This is a genomic window from Polaribacter aestuariivivens, from assembly GCF_005885675.1.
In the GTDB taxonomy this organism is placed as follows: domain Bacteria; phylum Bacteroidota; class Bacteroidia; order Flavobacteriales; family Flavobacteriaceae; genus Polaribacter; species Polaribacter aestuariivivens.
Genome location: NZ_VANR01000005.1, coordinates 268590 through 288551, shown reverse-complemented (window position 1 = coordinate 288551; position 19962 = coordinate 268590). Strand labels below are relative to the sequence as shown.

The 19962-nt window shown below is 30.4% G+C and carries 16 protein-coding genes and 1 pseudogene; 10 read left to right on the top strand and 7 right to left on the bottom strand.

Translation table 11 applies throughout. The annotated features are described in order from the left end of the window. Nucleotides 1-38 precede the first annotated feature (38 nt). Nucleotides 39-2009 carry a putative porin gene (locus FDT66_RS10915; RefSeq protein WP_138536415.1) on the bottom strand — a complete coding sequence of 657 codons (1971 nt, stop codon included), beginning with the start codon at nt 2007-2009 and terminating at the stop codon, nt 39-41. Nucleotides 2010-2200: 191 nt separating this feature from the next. On the opposite strand from FDT66_RS10915, the gene FDT66_RS10910 reads away from it, so the two are divergent. Then, on the top strand, nt 2201-2800 hold the full coding sequence (locus tag FDT66_RS10910; protein ID WP_138536413.1) for a ribonuclease HII: 600 nt from the start codon (nt 2201-2203) through the stop codon (nt 2798-2800). Between the two features lie 177 nt (nt 2801-2977). Further along, the gene (locus tag FDT66_RS10905) at nt 2978-4030 is read left to right on the top strand and encodes a nucleoid-associated protein (RefSeq protein WP_138536411.1); all 1053 of its coding nucleotides are present in this window, start codon (nt 2978-2980) and stop codon (nt 4028-4030) included. A 108-nt stretch (nt 4031-4138) separates the two neighbouring features. Here FDT66_RS10905 and lipB read toward each other — a convergent pair whose 3' ends face one another. Beyond that, on the bottom strand, nt 4139-4837 hold the full coding sequence (gene lipB / locus FDT66_RS10900; protein WP_138536409.1) for a lipoyl(octanoyl) transferase LipB: 699 nt from the start codon (nt 4835-4837) through the stop codon (nt 4139-4141). Between the two features lie 75 nt (nt 4838-4912). Here lipB and FDT66_RS10895 point away from each other — a divergent pair, with 75 nt between their 5' ends. After that, nucleotides 4913-8209, top strand: coding sequence for a reprolysin-like metallopeptidase (locus FDT66_RS10895; protein WP_138536407.1), 3297 nt, complete (start codon nt 4913-4915; stop codon nt 8207-8209). A gap of 80 nt (nt 8210-8289) precedes the next feature. Here the strand turns inward: FDT66_RS10895 and pruA are convergent, their stop codons facing one another. Further along, nucleotides 8290-9915, bottom strand: a complete 1626-nt coding sequence (pruA, locus tag FDT66_RS10890; protein ID WP_138536406.1) for an L-glutamate gamma-semialdehyde dehydrogenase — start codon at nt 9913-9915, stop codon at nt 8290-8292. 107 nt (nt 9916-10022) lie between these two features. On the opposite strand from pruA, the gene FDT66_RS10885 reads away from it, so the two are divergent. Further along, a complete protein-coding gene (locus FDT66_RS10885; RefSeq protein WP_138536404.1) occupies nt 10023-10712 on the top strand; it encodes an NRDE family protein in 690 nt (229 codons plus the stop codon). Here FDT66_RS10885 and FDT66_RS14180 read toward each other — a convergent pair. The 4 genes and pseudogenes from FDT66_RS14180 to FDT66_RS10870 form a co-directional block, all read right to left on the bottom strand. Continuing rightward, complete coding sequence (locus tag FDT66_RS14180; RefSeq protein ID WP_246034849.1) at nt 10709-11371, bottom strand: hypothetical protein; 663 nt, start codon at nt 11369-11371, stop codon at nt 10709-10711. The two genes, FDT66_RS10885 and FDT66_RS14180, sit on opposite strands and share 4 nt — an antisense overlap. 171 nt (nt 11372-11542) lie before the next feature. Continuing rightward, nucleotides 11543-11689: pseudogene (locus tag FDT66_RS14290) on the bottom strand (DUF3667 domain-containing protein); the annotation flags it as partial. A gap of 146 nt (nt 11690-11835) precedes the next feature. After that, complete coding sequence (gene apaG / locus FDT66_RS10875) at nt 11836-12222, bottom strand: Co2+/Mg2+ efflux protein ApaG (protein WP_138536402.1); 387 nt, start codon at nt 12220-12222, stop codon at nt 11836-11838. Between the two features lie 88 nt (nt 12223-12310). Further along, nucleotides 12311-13552 (bottom strand): type IX secretion system plug protein, encoded by a 1242-nt coding sequence (locus FDT66_RS10870; RefSeq protein WP_138536400.1) that lies wholly within the window; start codon nt 13550-13552, stop codon nt 12311-12313. A 185-nt stretch (nt 13553-13737) separates the two neighbouring features. Between FDT66_RS10870 and FDT66_RS10865 the strand changes: the two genes are divergently transcribed. From FDT66_RS10865 to nqrF, 6 genes are all read left to right on the top strand, one after another. After that, nucleotides 13738-15087 (top strand): Na(+)-translocating NADH-quinone reductase subunit A, encoded by a 1350-nt coding sequence (locus FDT66_RS10865; RefSeq protein WP_138536398.1) that lies wholly within the window; start codon nt 13738-13740, stop codon nt 15085-15087. Nucleotides 15088-15091: 4 nt separating this feature from the next. Further along, the gene (locus tag FDT66_RS10860) at nt 15092-16303 is read left to right on the top strand and encodes an NADH:ubiquinone reductase (Na(+)-transporting) subunit B (protein ID WP_138536396.1); all 1212 of its coding nucleotides are present in this window, start codon (nt 15092-15094) and stop codon (nt 16301-16303) included. Between the two features lie 2 nt (nt 16304-16305). After that, nucleotides 16306-17100, top strand: a complete 795-nt coding sequence (locus FDT66_RS10855) for a Na(+)-translocating NADH-quinone reductase subunit C (RefSeq protein ID WP_138536394.1) — start codon at nt 16306-16308, stop codon at nt 17098-17100. 1 nt (nt 17101) lies between these two features. Continuing rightward, nucleotides 17102-17746: an NADH:ubiquinone reductase (Na(+)-transporting) subunit D gene (locus FDT66_RS10850; RefSeq protein ID WP_138536392.1), complete on the top strand. Its 645-nt coding sequence runs from the start codon at nt 17102-17104 to the stop codon at nt 17744-17746. A 75-nt stretch (nt 17747-17821) separates the two neighbouring features. Continuing rightward, nucleotides 17822-18544: an NADH:ubiquinone reductase (Na(+)-transporting) subunit E gene (gene nqrE, locus FDT66_RS10845; protein WP_138536390.1), complete on the top strand. Its 723-nt coding sequence runs from the start codon at nt 17822-17824 to the stop codon at nt 18542-18544. A gap of 1 nt (nt 18545) precedes the next feature. After that, nucleotides 18546-19853: an NADH:ubiquinone reductase (Na(+)-transporting) subunit F gene (gene nqrF, locus FDT66_RS10840; protein ID WP_138536388.1), complete on the top strand. Its 1308-nt coding sequence runs from the start codon at nt 18546-18548 to the stop codon at nt 19851-19853. Nucleotides 19854-19962: the final 109 nt, after the last annotated feature.

The following is a 19962-nucleotide window of genomic DNA, read 5'->3' as shown; positions in this document are numbered from 1 at the left end:
TTTACTGTGAAAAGCATTTAGATGGAATATAGTATGTTTTAAATAAACCAATTCCAAACCAATCCAAAACGAATTGTAAAATCTCTATACGGATAATTAGGAGCAGAGAAATAGTTTTTTTTAGAAAAGCTAGAAGTAGCATTATCTATTTTTAAATACAAACGAGTTCTTCTAACTTGGGCATTAAAAAAAACATCAAACGTTGGAAAACCTATTTCTTCATCATTTTGAATTCTAAATTCCGATAATAATGGGTCGTAAGCATTTGCATTATAAGCTGTAAAATATTTAAAAGTAACTCCAATATTAACTAGCATTGGCTTCCCTTTAAACCAGTAATCAGCATAATATAAGGTGTTTCTAGTCACAAATTCTGGAACTCTAAAAACAGAACTCCCACTGCTTACATTTTGATACATGAAGGTATTGTCTAATGCAAATTTTTTATATTTAAATTCACGATTTGCCTTTACTTTTAAATAAGTAATTTGATTTGCAAATTGTTCTGGTTGACTATCTTCATTAAAATAGGTATAATTATCAATATTGGTAAAATTTAAAGAAGCATTTAACCATTTGGACTGAAAATCGAAACCTAAATCTCTCGTATTTACATTACTAAATTCGTTTTGCCAATTGTAATTATCATACTCACTTTGATGTAAAAGTGTATTAAAGTTTGGTGATTTAGAGCTAATTAATAGAGTACCTTTTACATTAAAAACGCTATCTTTTTCAAAAATAGCTTCTCCTTTTAAATAGTTTCCAGAAAGTCTTCCAGCTCCAGGAGTTATAGCAGCATCTGCATTTAATTGAAAGTTTTTAATTTTTGCATTCCAATCTGCACCAAAAGAAATAGCTCTACCAGCCAGTTTTAATTTGTTAACATTACTGCTACTATTTAAAATAGTATCGTAACCATAAGAATAATTGGTAATATTAGTTTTCGCCTTAAATTTTCCTAAAACGTATTTTGAATTAAACTCAATATTCAGTTCGTTATTTGTAATTTTATTTTTTACCTCGGTATTTCTTGGGTTAGAAGAACTAGAAGCTCCAAAAAAAGTAGGTTCTAAAGCAGTTTGTATAAAGTCGTAAGTTTTATTTTCATTGGTAAATATGTGTCCTATTTTTAGGTTGCTAAAATCTTTATCATTCACAGTATCTTTACTTGCCAATAATTTATAACTATGCTCAAGGTATATTCTGTTTCCATCAAATTGAGTTTCTGTACCATTTAAATTTACGTCTAAACGTGCTCTGGTTTCAAAATTAGGATCTTCATTTATAAAGTTTTCTAAAGCACTTGGAGTTAAACCTCCATTTTCTTGATGAAAAAAATCTTGTGTAGTTAAATGTCCTCTAATTTGATATTGATTTTCTTTAGTTCTGTAATGAAAAGCACCTCTAAAATTACCATTACTCACCAAAGCTTGTCTGTAAGCACCTAATGAACGAATGCCTTTATAGGAAAGCGAAACATTTAAGCGTTTGGAAAAATTTAGTGTAAAAAGAGCATCTAAAACCTGGCCTTGTTCCAAGCCAGTTCTATATAAAATTTCTGAAGTTGGAGTAGGAACTTCATAATATTTAATATCTTCAACCTCTAAATAACTTACCTGTTTCGCTGTAAAACCAATATCTGGTAATCTTTGTAAGTTGCTAAAATTATAGCCTAAATTATTTAGGGTTTGTCCTTGGTTATGAAACTCTAAAAACTCAAATAAATCTTTTCTCAAATAATTAAATTTGTAATCTTTTTTGATGTTTAAAGTAGTGTCTATATAGGTTGTATCTCTTTTGTGAGAAAATATTTTATAATCAGTGTATTTTGTTTTGCCAGAAAGTGTTACGTTTATTTCTCCAGAATTATTATCTAAATTTATCACTTGTCCATTTTCATCAATGGTAGTATTTTCTTTTTTTTCTCCCCCCAATTTTCTTTGCGAAAATATGGAGCTAAAAACGAATAGATTCAATAATAAAAAGAAAAATGTTTGTTTATTCATACCCAAATTGTGCGATAGCAAATGTAAAATAATTAAACGAAAACAATAAGTATTAATTACTTGGAAAACTGTTAATTATTATCAATACTTAAAGTTTATTTAAAATTTTTAATAAAATTGAATTTTAAACCACTATAAAACTAAAATTTAGAAATTTAAATTAAAAGAAAAAGATTTAGTTTCTTTGCAATATGCTAAAATTAAATTACAGTGGTTTTTTGTTAGAAGTTGGAACAGATGAAGCAGGTAGAGGTTGCTTGTCTGGTCCAGTTGTAGCTGCAGCAGTAATTTTACCAGAAAATTTTTCACATCCTTTTTTAAACGATTCAAAACAACTTTCGCTAAAAAACAGAAACTTGCTTAAACCTTTTATCGAAAAACATGCATTGGCTTTTGCAGTATCATTTGTTTGGCAGCAAGAAGTAGATAAAATTAATGTTTTACAAGCGTCCATTATAGGCATGCATCGTGCAATAGAAGCTCTTAAAATAACGCCAGAATTTATAATTGTAGATGGTAATAAATTTAAAAACTTTAAAAATATTCCACACGAAACTATTGTAAAAGGCGATTCAAAATACCTTAGTATTGCAGCAGCTTCAGTTTTAGCAAAAACGTATAGAGATGAGTATATGGCAAAAATTCATCAAGAATTCCCCATGTACAATTGGGCAAAAAATAAAGGATATCCAACAAAAGAACACAGAAATGCAATTCGCGAATTTGGAGCAACAGACCATCACAGAAAAACCTTTAAACTATTGCCAGAACAGTTAAAATTAAAATTATAAAATTATTTTTTCTGGAGCTATTTCCTGCTTTACATTATATCTTTTTTTGAGAAAAACAAAAAAAGGATGCCATTTCAATCAGGGCTAAACTTATTTGTAAACATTAGTATTATAATTTTAAAAACTAATTCGTTTATTTAAAAACTTCAACTATTTTTACGTCCTCAATTTTACAAGATGATTAAAAAAACACGCGCAGAAATTACCAAATGTATTCTACATAAAGTTGCCAATAAATTTAATAGTGGACAAAATGTTTTTTCAGAAGATTTAATTCGTTTCGACCAAGAAAGCTACGATTTAATGAAAAACTTTTTATTAAAACCATTTGGCAGTTTAACGCAAAGTTATCGTTTTACGCATCATGCAGACGTTCGTTTAAACGAATTGAATAATTACGCATCAGAAGTGTTTAAAGAAGAAACTACTTTTGTAGAATATTCTAAAAACATTGTAAATCATTTGTATGAACAATCAAATTCAGCTCAAATAAAAACAGGTGATGTTATAGTTGTTTTCATTGAAGGTATAGAGTATAAAGATGTTTTAACAGAAGCAATTGGCGTTTTTAAAATTGAAAATAAAGTCAATTTTTTTCAAACGTATTTAGATGATAATGAAAGTTTTGATGTTGTAGTTCAAAAAGGAATTTCAACAAAAAAAATTGACAAAGGTTGTTTAATTTTAAATACATCAGATACAGAAGGAACCGTTGTTTTTTCAGTAGATAATAATAATTACGATGCACAATATTGGATTAAAAATTTCTTATCAGTAAAATTAGCAGACGATTATAACTCGCACACACAAAGTTATTTAGAAATGTGTAAAGAGTTTTCTGAAGAAGTTATAAAACCCGAATTAGGTATGCAAGAACAAGGTAATTTCTTAGCAAATACAGTAGATTATTTCAAAGAACACGAAGCTGTAGATTACCACGATTTTAAAGACGAAGTTTTTGCAGAAGACAAACACAAAGAGTTATTTGACGATTATAAAAAACATTTTGAAAACTTAAACGATGTTTTAATTCGTAATAATTTTGATGTTTCTGGAGTAGTTTTAAAGAAAGAAAAAAGCAAGCTAAAAACTGAAATAAAACTCGATACAAACATTAGTATTAAATTAGATGTAGATGCACCAGAAGCCGCTTCAGAATATTTAGAAAGAGGTTATGACGAGGAAAAGAAAATGAAATATTACAAGGTTTACTTTAACGAAGAGAAGTAGGTTTGTTAGTTGTTAGTTGTTAGTTGTTAGTTGTTAGTTGTTAGTTGTTAGTTGTTAGTTGTTAGTTGTTAGTTGTTAGTTGAGGTTTTATTTTTCCCAAAATCATAACTAAATAAACTCATCAACCTCAAACAACTCTTTAAAATGCTTTAAAATTTTTTCTTTTACTTCTTCTAAGTTAACTTTTTTTCCAAGTTCAGCTTCCATAGAAGCCACTGCTTTTCCGCGAATTCCACAAGGTATAATATTATCAAAATAGCCTAAGTTTGTGTTTACGTTCAAAGCAAAACCATGCATGGTTACCCAGCGTGAAGAGCGAATTCCCATAGCGCAAATTTTACGAGCAAAAGGTGTACCAACGTCTAACCAAACACCAGTTTCGCCATCACTTCTTTCGCCTTTTAAGCCATATTCTGCAATGGTTAAAATTATAGTTTCTTCCAGCAAACGAAGGTATTTATGAATATCTGTAAAAAAATTTTCTAAATCTAAAATAGGATACCCAACAACTTGTCCAGGACCATGATAAGTAATATCTCCACCTCTGTTTATCTTGTAAAAAGTTGCATCTTTTTCTTTAAGCTGTTTTTCATTTAATAGCAAGTTGCTTAAATCACCACTTTTTCCTAGGGTGTATACATGAGGATGCTCTACAAATAAAAAGTGATTTTCCGTTTTTTGAGTAAGGTTTTTTCTCCTATTATTTATTTTTACATCAACAATTTCTTGTAATAATTCAGTCTGAAAGTCCCACGTTTCTTTGTAGTCTCTTCTGTTTAGGTCTTTTAAAAGTATGTTTCTATTCATAATTGCGACTACAAAGATAAATAATTGATTATATTTGATATTACATAAGTAACAGAATAACTTAAAAATTACTTTATGAAAAAAATTACCCTAATACTTATATTTTGCTTCTTTACAATTACTATTTTAGGCCAGCAACAACAATGGACATTACTTTCTTCTAAAGGAGAAGAAATTCCAAAAAAGGATTTAATGCTTAGAAATGATATGCCTAAAAAATATCAACTTTATTCATTAAAAACACTTGCTTTTAAAAGTAAGATTAATACCGTTAAAAAGTCTAAAACAAGTATATTAGAAATACCAACCAGAAATGGATTAAAAAAGTTTGATGTGCAATTAGCATCAAATTTTGATGAAGATTTAGCTTCAAAATATACTGATATTGTAGCATATTCTGGAATTCAAGTAGATGATGCCTCGATAAGAGTAAAATTTTCGAAAGGTTTAGATGGTTTTCATTTTTCAATATATGAACCAGGAAAACCTACTTATTATGTAGATTCCTATACAAAAAATAGTACCAAGCTTATTGCTTATGATAGATCTAATCTTGAAAAAGAAGTAAGTGATTTTAGTTGTGATGTTAAAGAATTTAAAGCAACAGAACCAGCTTTTCTTTCTAGAAATGCAAATGATGGTTTTTTAAGAACTTATAGGTTGGCATTGGCTTGTACAGGAGAGTATGCGCAATTCCATTTAAACCGTTTAGGTATTTCTGCTTCAGCAACAACACAAGTTAAAAAAGCAGCAGTACTTTCTGCAATGAATACCTCAATTACTAGAATAAATGGTGTTTTTGAAACAGAACTTTCTGTTAAGTTAGAAATTGTTGCGAATAATGAAGATATAATATTTCTTGATCCAGCAACCGATAATTTGACAAATGACGACACAGGGTTATTGATTAATGAAAGTCAAGCTGTGTGTGATGATGTCATTGGAAATGCAAACTATGATATAGGTCATACTTTTAGTACTGGAGCTGGAGGTTTTGCAGGTCTTGGTGTTATTTGTATTACAGGGCAAAAGGCTTCAGGTGTAACAGGAATTTCACAACCTTTTGGTGATGAGTTTGACATAGATTTTGTTGCACATGAATTTGGTCATCAATTTGGTGCAAATCATACTTTTAATGGTACAAGAGGAAGTTGTGCTGGTTCAAATAGAAACGACGCAACTGCAGTTGAGCCAGGAAGTGGGTCTACAATTATGGGATATGCAGGAATTTGTGCTCCACAAAACATTCAAAATGACAGTGATACTCATTTTCACAGTATTAGTATAGATGAAATGTGGGCAGTAATTAGTTCTACAGGAACATGTGGAACAGCAACACCTACAGGAAATGCAGCTCCAACTGCAAATGCCGGATTAGATTTTTCAATTCCAAAATCTACTCCTTTTGTATTAAAGGGTATTGGTACAGATGCTGATGAAAGTAATGTATTAACTTACAATTGGGAGCAAACAGATAATGAGGTTACTGTTTCCATTCCTCCCTCTTCAACTGATACTCAAGGTGCAGTTTTTAGATCATTACCATCTTCTTTTTCGCCAAATAGATATATGCCAGAGTTAAGTACTGTAATTTCTGGAAGCACAGCATCTACATGGGAAGTTGTACCTTCTGTAGCTAGAGATTTAAATTTTTCGTTGGTTGTTAGAGATAATAATGCTGGAGGAGGAAGTAGCGCAAGAGATGATATGAAAGTTACTGTAACTGATGCAGAGCCTTTTATAGTTACCTCACCAAACACAGCAGTAGTTTGGGACACGGGTTCAACACAAACAATTACTTGGAATAAAGGAACAACAGATATTGCTCCAATAAATGCACAAAATGTAAGTATTAAATTATCAGTAGATGGAGGTTTAACATTTCCAATAATTTTAAAAGATAATACCCCAAATGATGGAGCAGAAGAAGTTGTTATTCCAGACAATGCAACAAATAATGCTAGAATTATGGTAGAAGCTGCAGATAATATATTTTACAACGTAAATAGTATCAATTTTAGAATTAACTCTACAATACCAACTTTCCTAATTTCTGATGAAAGTGGTGAGCAATTTGCTTGTAACTCTGGAGGAGATTCAGCAAGCTATAGTTTAGATTTAGATTTTTTAAATGGTTTTTCTGAATCGGTTTCATTTTCTACAACTAACGAACCTGCAGGTTCAACAGTTACATTTAGCCCATCTTCTATAAATAGTGATGGTACAGTTGTAATGACAATTTCAAACTTAGATGGTAAAACACCTCAAAAATATACTATAAATATAGTAGCTGCTGGAAATACAGTTTCACAAAATATAGATGTAGCTTTAAGTTTAACAGAATCTACTTTTGATACGATAAATTTACAAACTCCAACAAATGGATCTGCAGGAGTGCCAGTTTCTGAAACCTTTACTTGGGAAGCTGAACCAAATGCCTCCACTTATGATATTGAAGTGGCAACAGATAGTAATTTCACAAATAAAATTATAACTGAAAATACACCAAACAATTCATATACATCAAATATTTTAAATTCAGGAACTACATATTACTGGAGGGTTAAACCTAAAAATAGTTGTGCAGAAGGCGTGTTTTCTAATACATTTAATTTTACAACAGAAGTTTGTGTCGTATGTACTTCTGTAGCAAATACAACATATGAAACAAGTACTACTTTGGTGAAATTCAACACGATTAACAACGCTACACCAGTTAAAAATTCTGGTTATGAAGATTTTACTTCTATTTCTACAACTGTCGTCATAAATTCATCTTACGATTTAACAATAAATGCAAATACTGCAGATGATGCTGAAGGATTTTACTCAACAAAAACGTTAGTTTGGATTGATTGGAATCAAAACTGTAGTTTTACAGACCCAGGTGAACAATATGATTTAGGAACAGCTACAGCTACAACAAATGGTGCAACTACTTTAAGTCCATTAACTATAACTGTTCCTTCAAATGCGAATTTAGGTAGTACAACAATGAGGGTAACCACTAAGTTTACGGGAGAAGGAAATCCGAGTTCATGTGAAATGGGAGCAGATGCAGAAGTAGAAGACTATACAATTATTGTAGATAATGTAAACGCAATACCAGACAATACCTTTAGTGAATTTAACTTATATCCAAATCCATCCTCTGGAGTTATAAACCTAAAGTTTGATATTGAAGAAAATTCAAGTGATATTGCTATTCAATTATTTGATGTAAGAGGAAGATTGGTAAGTGAGAAAAAATTTAATAATATTTCAAACAGATTTTCTGAGGAAATTTCTTACGAAAATGTTTCTAAAGGATTGTATTTAGTAAAAATTTCAAACGGTTCTAAGCAAACAACAAAAAAACTAATACTCAGATAAAAAGAAAAATATCATTATAAATCAAACAAAAAGCCTCAACTAAATTTATTAGTTGAGGCTTTTTTTATTTTTGTGTAAAATTATCCTAAGAAAGGATATTTATAATCTGTTGGCGAAACAAAAGTTTCTTTTATTAAGCGTACAGATGTCCAACGTAATAGGTTTTGTGCAGAACCAGCTTTATCATTTGTTCCAGAAGCTCTTGCACCTCCAAAAGGTTGCTGACCAACAACTGCTCCAGTTGGTTTGTCATTTATATAAAAGTTTCCTGCAGCATTTTCTAATGCTTTAGAAGCTTTTTCAACAATATATCTATCTTTAGAAAATATAGCTCCTGTTAATGCATATTCAGTAGACTCATCAACTAATTTTAATGAAGCTTCCCATTCTGAATCTTCATAAACGAAAACTGTCATAACAGGACCAAATAATTCAGTTGTCATAGTTGCGTATGTTGGCGATTTTGCAACAATTACGGTTGGTTCTATAAAGTAACCAACAGATTTATCGTGGTTACCACCAACAATAACTTCTGCATCTTTATCTTCTTTTGCAGCATCAATATAACTTGCTATTTTATCAAAAGAAGCTTCATGTATAACTGCATTTACAAAATTATTGGTGTCTTCAGGAGAACCCATTTTAATTTCGTTGGTTTGTGCAATTATATGCTTTTTTACTTCTTCCCATAATGATGCAGGAATATAAGCTCTTGAAGCTGCAGAACATTTTTGACCTTGATATTCAAAAGAACCTCTTACAATTGCAGTTGCAATTTGCAATGGATTTGCTGAATTATGTGCCCAAATAAAATCTTTTCCACCAGTTTCTCCAACAATTCTTGGATATGTTTTGTAGTTATGAATATTATTACCAATTTGTTTCCAAAGGTTTTTGAAAACATGAGTTGAACCAGTAAAGTGTAAGCCAGAGAAATCTGGAGAAGCTAAAACTGTATCAGAAATCATTACTGGATCTCCGTAAACAACGTTTATAACGCCATCAGGTAAACCAGCTTCTTTAAACAAATCTACAATTACTTGCGCAGAGTATGCTTGGTGATCGGAAGGTTTCCAAACAACTACATTACCCATTAAAGCTGCTGCTGCAGGCAAATTTGCTGCAATAGAAGTAAAGTTAAAAGGAGAAATTGCATATACAAAACCTTCTAAAGGTCTGTATTCAACTCTGTTCCAAATTCCTGGAGCAGATGAAGGTTGATCTTTAAAAATATCCGTCATATATTCTACGTTAAATTTAAAGAAATCTATCATTTCACAAGCAGCATCAATTTCTGCTTGGTGTACATTTTTAGATTGTGCAATCATTGTTGAAGCATTCATTTTTGCTCTATAAGGTCCTGCTAATAATTCAGCAGCCTTTAAGAAAATAGATGCTCTTTCCATCCAACTAACGCTAGACCAAGCTTCTCTTGCAGCTAAAGCTGTAGAAATTGCTTCGTCTACATGATTTTTTTCAGCAATATGATACTGACCAACAACGTGTTTATGATCATGAGGAGGAGAAATTTTTCTAGTATTACCTGTTCTTACTTCTTTTCCATTAATATGCATTGGAATATCAATATTATCATTAAACATTGATTTGTAAGTTTCCAGTAATTCTTTTCTCTCAGGAGATCCAGGAGCATATCCTTTTACGGGTTCATTTACTGCTTTAGGAACATTAAAAAATCCTCTTGCCATTTTGTGTGTTTTTTTAAAATTTATCGACTAATTTTGAAGTTACAAAGTTACAATTTTAATTCAAAGGATAAAGTTGATAAAATTGATAAAAAGTTAAATTATTTATAATGTGTACAGTTACATATCTTCCTAAAGGGAACAACGATTTTATATTAACTTCTAATAGAGATGAAACTCCGTTAAGAAAAACGATTCCACCAAAAGAATATGAAGAAGAAGGTGTGAAATTAACTTATCCAAAAGACGAATTGGCTGGTGGAACTTGGATTGGATTGAGTGATAAAAAAAGGTTGGTTTGCTTATTAAATGGAGGTTTTAAAATTCATAAAAGAAACACACCTTATAAAATGAGCAGAGGTGTTATCGTGAAAAAAATACTTTCTGTAGAGGATGCAGTTTCTTTTATTAACAATTTAAATTTTGACGGAATTGAGCCATTTACACTAGTTTTAGTAAACTGGAAAGATGTTTTAGAAACCTATGAGTTGGTTTGGACTGGAGAAAAAAAACATTTTAAAAAACTACTTCAAGAACCTAAAATTTGGTCTTCATCAACTTTATATACAGAAGAAATGATGCAATTAAGAAAAGATTGGTTTGCAGATTTTTTATCAAGTAAAAACAGTTTTACACAGCAAGAAATTTTAAATTTTCATCAAAATGAAGAATTAGGATCTACTGAAACTTCACCTAAAATGAAACGAGCATTTGTAGAAACTGTAAGTATTACTTCAGTAGAAAAAACGGATTCAGAAATAGATATGAGTTATATAGATTTTCTTGAGAAAAAGCATTAATACATTGCAAAAGAAATAAGAACTACGACAGTAATTCCAATAATTGCTATAATTGAGTAACTTAAATTCAATAATAAAAATTTAAAAAAAGTTTTAAAATAACCTTGCCTGTAAAATTTTTTCATTGCTATAAATAAATACACTAAAAATAGTATTGTAAATACCCACAAAGCAGGATTTGCTCCAAATATTTCTAATAAGAAATAAATAGAAAATAGCATGAAAAATACAGTTTGAACATGAAATACAAATATTAAATGATCTACGTAAGTATAAGTTCCCCTAATATAAAAAAGTTTTAAAAACAAGGTGAAAAGTGGCAAGAAAATAAATAATGCAACAGAGCCATATGATAATAATTGACTTAAAAACTGTTCTCTGTTTTCTTTTTTAACTAAAGAATTTGCTGTTACAGCTCTTGTGTATAAAAATCTGTTTGTAAAGTTTTTTTCATAGCCCAAAGAATCTAATGCTTGGTCTATTTTAGATTCTGGATATTTTTTCTGGTAACTTATAAATTTATCTAACCTGGAATTATCACCAAAATAGATGTTTATATCTCCTTTTTTTGACTTTGTGCTATCTTTTGCTTCTTTTTCTATTTCCTCTAAGACTTTTTTACGAGTTTTTTCTGGAATAGGAACAAGCGATTTTTTCATCTTTTCATCTAACTCTTTTTTTATAGAGTCAATATCTTTTTCACTTAATTGTTTTTTTGCCTTAGAGCTTTGTTTTTTTACTGCTTTAGCTATATCTGCCTTACTTTCCTGTGTTAATTCTTTATACTTTTCTTTTGTATTTAAAATACCTACAATTAAAAAGAAAACGATAGAAACTGTTAAATAAAAGCGAAATGGATTCGAATATCTTTGCCTTTTACCATCTATATAATTTCTTGAAACGGAACCTGGGTTTATTAAAAGAGGAATAAAGGTTTTCCAGAATTTTGCATCAAAATTAAATAACCCATTAAATATTTCGTGAATAAAGCTTTTAAAAGTAATTTTATTTCCTTTGTTTGATTGTCCACAATCAGGACAAAATTTTTCCTGTCCATTAAATGGATGTCCACAATTTAAACATTCTGGATCTTTAATAATTGCTGGCTTATTATTTTGTTTTGTTAGTTTGATAAAACAGGAGTTGTTAGTTGAAAAGTGGGTATAAATACTTTAAATTGCTCATAATTTTCTAAATTAATCATGGTGTAAAAACCTTTCATAGCTCCCATATTTGATTCTAAAAAGCAACCAGAATTATAGGTGTAAATATCATTCGGTTTTAATGTAGGAGTTTGACCTACAACACCTTCTCCGCTTACAATCTCAGTCGGTTTTAGTGAGTCATAAATTTTCCAAAAGCGATCTGTAAGTTTTACTGTATTTGTGCTTTTGTTTTCAATAGAAATTTCATAGCTAAAAACATGATAGAGTCTGTCTTCTCTAAAACTTGTACCATTATAATGGGTTACTACAGAAATTTTAATTCCTTTTGTAATTTGTTGAATCATAAGCAAGGTAAATGTAGTTTTTTTGAATAAAACATACAAGTTAGCTAATCAATTTCTAATTTTTTGTATTTTAAAAGAAAAATAAAATTTAGTTATTTTGATTAAAAAAACCTAAACCAACTCCAATAACTCTATCATACAAGCCTCCAAAAGGTTTAAAGTAAACAATTACATTGTATTCATTTTCAGTTTCAAAAAAACTACCATTTATTTCGTTAGTATTAATAATATTATTATCATCTAACGTTACAAAAGTATAATTGTAAAAGCCTTGTTTTAATAATATGCTAGTTGTGTAGGTTTTGTTTTCTGGGTTGTAGTGCATTTTGTTTTCTTCAGAAATTTCAAAATTATTAAAAGCACCATACACGTAAACCTCTTTATCTTTAAAGGGTTGTTCTGCTTCTAATATAAAATCCATTTTTGCGTAATCGGCTTCTGTATTGGCAACATTACCTTCTAAAGTTCTAATAATAAATTGTCCATTTATATCAGGATTATAGGTGTATTCTCTAAATGGATTGTAGGTAAAAGGATAAATTGTAAGGTTAAAAAGATTATTTTCCTTCATTATTCTTACAATATTCACACTTCTGTTTCTAAGTATTTTTGTGTCAAAATTCAAATATTCATTACCTCCCCAAAAGTTTGTTTTGTTGGTGTAAGTATACAAGAGTTGATTAGGCCTAAAAAAAGTAGGTTGCAAATCTGTAATTGTTTCGTTCCAATTATTATTTTTTATAATTGTTACATTAATTTCTTGACTTGGACTATTAATTTGAATGTTTGGATGATTTACTGAAAATTGAATAGTTTGTTGAGTGTTTAATGTTTTTGTGTTTCTGCTTCTAATAACGGAAACACCAACAGTACTTGCGTTTTCATATAAAACAAAACGTCTTGTAAAAACCACATCATCATGAGCATCTAAAACTGATAGTAAGTAATTTCCGCTTTTGGTTATAATAGTATTTGTATTCGGAATTTTTACAGAATAGTGAGTGTAACTTTGTAGGGTATTAAATGAATTGGTAACATCAATAATGGTATTTTGATCAAAACCATTTATATATTGGCTAGAAAGTAATCTACTTTTTTGCCAATCATGAGTCATATGTTCAATTTTGTATTGGTAGTTTTTACTATCTGCATCTAAATCATCAAAAGACAATTCTAAAACAGTACCTAAAGGAACAATGCTAGAAAAATTATTTTCCTGTAAAGGTCTTAGCTGAATGGTTTTTATGTTTTGTGCGTTTAAAAAACTAACAAAAATTGAAAAAAAGAAAAAAATAATTTTTTTAAGCATAGTTACAAAAATATTAATCATTTATTAGAATAATCAATTTTTGAGCCAAAAAAAATAATACAACTACGTTTTATGAAATAAAATTATTTAGAATTATTATAAATAAGATTAATTCCGTAAGATTACTTTCAAAATATATCACTCCTAACCCTCAAAATCTTTAAATTTGCATGATTTTTTTAGATAACTAAATATTCCAATTTACTATGTCAAAAGACATTCGTATTAAAAAAGGCTTAGATATTAAGCTTGTTGGCATTGCAGATAAAACAACTACAAACATTATTCAGAGTAGTATTTATGCAGTTAAGCCAGAAGACTTTCACGGAATAATTCCTAAACTTACCGCTAAAGAAGGCGCAGAAGTAAATGCTGGAGAAGCACTTTTTCATTCAAAAAGTGACGAACGTATTTTATTTCCAAGTCCTGTTTCCGGTAAAGTAGTAGAGGTTGTTCGTGGAGCAAGAAGAAAGGTGTTAGCAATTAAAATTTCTGCTGATGCAACTCAAACTTTTAAAGATTTTGGTGCTAAAGATGCAAACAAAATGGTTGCAGATGAAGTAAAAAATCATTTACTAGCTGCAGGTTGTTGGCCTTTTATTAAGCAACGTCCTTATGATGTTGTTGCAAATCCAAATCAAGCTCCAAAAGCTATTTTTGTATCAGCTTACGCAAGTGCTCCTTTAGCTCCAGATTTAGATTATACCTTAGCTGGTAAAGAAACACAATTACAAGCAGCAATTGATGCCGTTTCTAAATTAACAGAAGGTAAAGTACATGTTTCTGTTGGCGCAAATACAAATTCACCTTTATCAAATTTAAAGGGGATTGAATTGCATAAGGTTTCTGGACCACACCCTTCAGGAAATGTTGGAACTCAAATTGCAAAAATAGATCCTATTAACAAAGGAGAGGTAGTTTGGGTAATAACACCACAAGACTTAGTAGTTATTGGAGAGTTATTATTAACAGGAAAGTTAAACTTAACAAGAACTATAGCTTTAACAGGTTCTCAGTTCAAAAATCCACAATATGTAACTGCAATTGCAGGAGCAACTATTGCCGATTTAACAAAAGAGAATTTAGATAACAATAATACAAGAATAATCAGTGGGAATGTGCTTTCTGGAAAGGAAGTGAAAGAAGATGGTTTTTTAGGGTATTATGACAATCAAATAACTGCGATTCCAGAAGGTGATGATTATGAGTTTTTTGGTTGGAACAAACCAATTTTCAATAAAATCTCAGCTTCAAGAGCATTAACTTTTTCTTGGTTAACACCTAATAAAAAGTTTGATTTAAATACAAATACAAACGGAGAACACAGAGCTTTTGTTGTTACAGGAGCTTATGAACAGGTATTTCCTTTAGATATTTATCCAATGCAGTTATTAAAAGCATTTATGTATAAAGATTTAGATGAAATGGAAGCTTTAGGTGGTTACGAAGTAGCACCAGAAGATTTTGCACTAACAGAATTTATTTGTGTATCTAAACAACCTCATCAGAAGATAATTCGTGAAGGTTTAGATTTAATGAGAGAAGAATTAGGATAGAGTTATGAGCTTAAAACAAAACTTACATAATTTAAAAGAAAAATATAAAGGAACTAAAATGGCTCCTGCGTTTAACGCAATCCATACCTTTTTATATTTACCGAACGAAGTTACTCATGGAGGAACTCACATTAAGGCAGCAGACGATTTAAAGCGTACAATGAATATTGTAATTATGGCTTTAATTCCTTGTTTAATTTTTGGAATGTTTAACGCAGGTTACCAACATTATGCAGCTATAGAAAGAGCACAAGGAATTACTTCAGAGTTTTCTTTATTGGGTTCATTTTTAACTTGGGATAACCTTTGGATAGGAATCATAAAAGTATTACCATTAGTAATTGTTTCTTATGGAGTGGGGCTTTTAGTGGAATTTATTTTCGCAGTAATAAAAGGGCACGAAGTAGAAGAAGGGTACTTAGTAACAGGAATGTTAGTTCCATTAATTGTACCTGTAGACACACCTTTATGGATGTTAGCAGTTGCAGTGGTTTTTGGAGTGGTAATTGGTAAAGAAGTATTTGGTGGAACAGGAATGAATATCTTAAATCCAGCCTTAACCATTAGAGCATTCTTATTCTTTGCATATCCTACTTGGATGTCTGGAGATAAAGTTTGGGTATATGATGCAGTAGAAAGAACAGGAACTCCAGATGCAATTTCAGGAGAAACAATCTTAGGAAGTTACGCACAAAATCAAGAAGTAATTTATTCTACTTGGGATAAGTTTATGGGATTCATACCAGGTTCTGTTGGTGAAACATCTACATTTTTAATTCTTTTAGGAGCTGCTTTTTTAATTTTCACAAAAATTGGAAGTTGGAGAATCATTCTTTCAACTTTTATTGGAGCAGCAGTAATGGGGTTAATTTTTAACGGAGTTGTAAATGCAGATATTATTACAGAATCAAGCAAATTTTACGGATTAATGAATACAGTTTGGTGGGAACACTTAATGATTGGTGGTTTAGCATTTGGAGCAGTTTATATGGCTACAGATCCTGTAACAGCATCACAAACAAATAAAGGAAAGTGGATTTACGGTTTCTTAATTGGTTTCTTGTCAATTATGATTCGTGTTTTCAACCCAGCATATCCAGAAGGAGTATTCTTAGCAATTTTACTAATGAATGTATTTGCACCAACCATAGATCATTACGTTGTTCAAGGTAACGTTAAGAAAAGAAGAAAACGTTTAAAAGCTAAAACTGCTTAATTATGAGTAATAAAACAGATAGTAATAGTTATACAATTATTTTTGCAATCATTATGGTTGTAGTAGTTGGTTCGTTATTAGCATTTACAGCATCGTCATTAAAACCTAATATTAAGGAAAATGAACGAATGGAAAAGCAGCAAAACATTTTGTATGCAATGGGTGTTAATGAAAATGAAGAAGGAAGCATCACATTTGTTTCTACAGATAAAGTAGCTGAAATTTTTTCAACTAAAATTTCTGAACAAATTGTTTTAGAAGTTAAAGATGGTAAAATTCTTAAAGAAATGAATCGTGAAGAGTTTATGGCTGCTAACAACAAAAAAGAACCTTATTTAATTGATGTTAAAAAGCAACAAACTAGAGCAAAAGAAGGTAAATCTAGATTTTTACCTTTATTCAAAGGAGAACAAGAAGGAAACCTAGTATATGTAGCGCCAATAAGAGGTAGTGGTCTTTGGGATGCTATTTGGGGTTATGTAGCTTTAGATACAGATATGGTTGTAAAAGGTGTATTTTTTGATCATGCAGGAGAAACTCCTGGTTTAGGAGCTAACATAAAACAACGTTACTTTATGGATGATTTTTATGGTGAAAAATTATTAACAGATGCTGGTGTTTTCAAAGGTATTACAGTTGCAAAAGGAAACAACGATCCATTAAATGAAGATAAAGATGATCATGAAGTAGATGCTTTAGCAGGAGCAACAATTACTGGAGATGGTGTTGCAGCAATGATAAAAAAAGATTTAAAGTTGTACTTACCATACTTCCAAAATTTAAAAAATAAAAACTAAGATGGGACTACTTTCAAAAAAAGACACAAAGTTAATCACAGATCCATTAGCAGATAATAACCCAATTACAATTCAAGTATTAGGTATTTGTTCTGCATTAGCAATTACTGCAGAATTAAAAGCTTCTTTAGTAATGGGGGTTGCAGTATTGTTTGTATTAGGAGTTGGTAATGTTGTAATCTCTTTAATGAGAAACATTATTCCTTCTAAAATTAGAATTATTGTACAGCTAATTGTAGTTGCTTCTTTAGTAATTATTGTAGATCAAGTTTTAAAGGCATTTGCTTATGAATTAAGTAAAACACTTTCCGTATTTATTGGGTTAATTATTACGAACTGTATTATTATGGGACGTTTTGAGGCTTTTGCTTTGGCAAACGGACCTTGGAAATCTTTCTTAGACGGAATTGGAAACGCGTTAGGATACGCAGTAATTTTAATAATTGTTGGTTTCTTTAGAGAATTATTAGGTTCTGGAACTTTATTCGGAATTCCAGTTTTAGGAGATTCAATTAAAAAGACAGGTTTGTACGCAACAGGTTATGAAAATAATGGTTTTATGTTAATGCCACCAATGGCGTTAATTATTGTCGGATTGATTATCTGGGTACAAAGAAGTAGAAACAAAGCATTAATAGAAGATTAACAAATAAGTTTATAGTAACAAACAAAGTTAGCTTTAAAAAGCAAACTGATTACTGAAAACTGAAAACTATAAATTATGGAGCACGTAGAATTATTTTTCAAATCAATTTTTATTGATAATATGGTGTTTGCGGTATTTTTAGGTATGTGTTCATACTTAGCCGTATCTAAAAAAGTATCAACAGCAGTTGGTTTAGGAGCTGCAGTGATTTTTGTATTGGCAATAACAGTTCCTTTAAACTGGTTATTAGATCAATATTTATTACAACCAGGTGCATTAGTTTGGTTGGGAGATGAATATGCAGACTATGATTTAGGTTTCCTATCATTTATCATGTTTATAGCAACAATTGCAACCATGGTACAGTTGGTAGAGATAATTGTAGAAAAATTTTCACCATCATTATATAATTCATTAGGTATTTTCTTACCATTAATTGCAGTAAACTGTGCGATTTTAGGAGGTTCTTTATTTATGCAAGCAAGAGAAATTGAATCTTTAGGTTTGGCATTTAATTATGGAGTTTCATCTGGAATTGGCTGGTTTTTAGCAATTTTAGCCATTGCAGCTATTCGTGAGAAAATTAGATATTCAAGTGTTCCACCAGCTTTAAGAGGTTTAGGAATTACTTTTATCATTACTGGTTTAATGGGAATTGGTTTCTTAAGTTTTGGAGGAATGTTAACTGGAGGAGATGAAGAAGGGGAACCTTCTACAGAGCCAAAAGTTACTACTGAAAAAGTACAAGTACAAAAAGAAAAAGAAGAAATAGCAAAAAATACTAAAACTATAAATTAATATGATTTTAGCAGCAGGAACTACAGGAACTGTAATCGCAACAGTAGTAGCATTTTTAATAATAGCATTATTATTAATTACTGTTTTACTAGTTGTAAAACAAAAATTATCGCCATCTGGCCCCGTAAAAATTATGATTAATGGGGAAAGAGAAATAGAAGTAGCTTCAGGAGATTCTTTACTATCTACTTTAGGTAATAACAAAATTTTCTTACCATCTGCATGTGGTGGAGGAGGAACATGTATTCAATGTGAGTGTCATGTAAACTCTGGTGGAGGAGAAGCTCTACCAACAGAAGTACCTCACTTTTCAAGAAAAGAATTAAAAGAAGGAGCACGTTTAGCTTGTCAAGTAAAAGTAAAACAAGACATGAATATTTCTATTCCTGAAGAAGTTTTTGGAATTAAGAAATGGGATGCAGTTGTTGTAAGAAATTACAATGTAGCTTCTTTTATTAAAGAATTTGTAGTTGAAATTCCAGAAGATATGGGATATAAAGCAGGTGGATATATTCAAATTGAAATACCTCCTTGCGAAGTTAAGTTTGAAGATATGGATATTACTGCGCACCCAGAAGAGCATGATACTCCAGACAAATTTAAAGAAGAATGGGACAAGTTTAAATTGTGGCCATTAGTAATGAAAAATACAGAAACCGTAGAAAGAGCATATTCTATGGCTTCTTACCCAGCAGAAGGCAGAGAAATTATGCTAAATGTACGTATTGCAACACCTCCATTTGATAGAGCAAAAGGTGGTTGGATGGATGTAAATCCAGGAGTTGCCTCTTCTTACATTTTCAACTTGAAAAAAGGAGATAAATGTGTTATTTCTGGTCCTTATGGAGAATTCTTCATAAACGAATCAGATGCAGAAATGTTATATGTTGGTGGTGGAGCAGGTATGGCTCCAATGAGATCTCACTTGTATCATTTATTCAAAACACTTAAAACTGGTAGAAAAGTAACATATTGGTATGGAGGTCGTTCTAAAAGAGAATTATTTTATTTAGAGCACTTTAGAGAATTAGAAAGAGACTTTCCTAACTTCAAATTTTATTTAGCATTATCTGAACCAATGGAAGAAGATAATTGGAAAGTAAAAAAAGATATAAATGATGAAGGTGATGGTTTTGTAGGTTTTATTCATAACTGTGTTATAGATAATTACTTAAGTCATCATGAATCTCCAGAAGATATAGAATTATATTTCTGTGGACCACCTTTAATGAATAAAGCAGTTCAAAAAATGGGTGAAGACTTTGGTATGCCAGATGAAAACATTCGTTTTGACGACTTTGGAGGATAGACTTCAATTACTAAAACTAAAAAACCGATTCAGAAATGAATCGGTTTTTTTATTTAAATTAAATTAAATTGAAAGGTTTACAGGTTAAAAAAATAGATTTTCATATAGT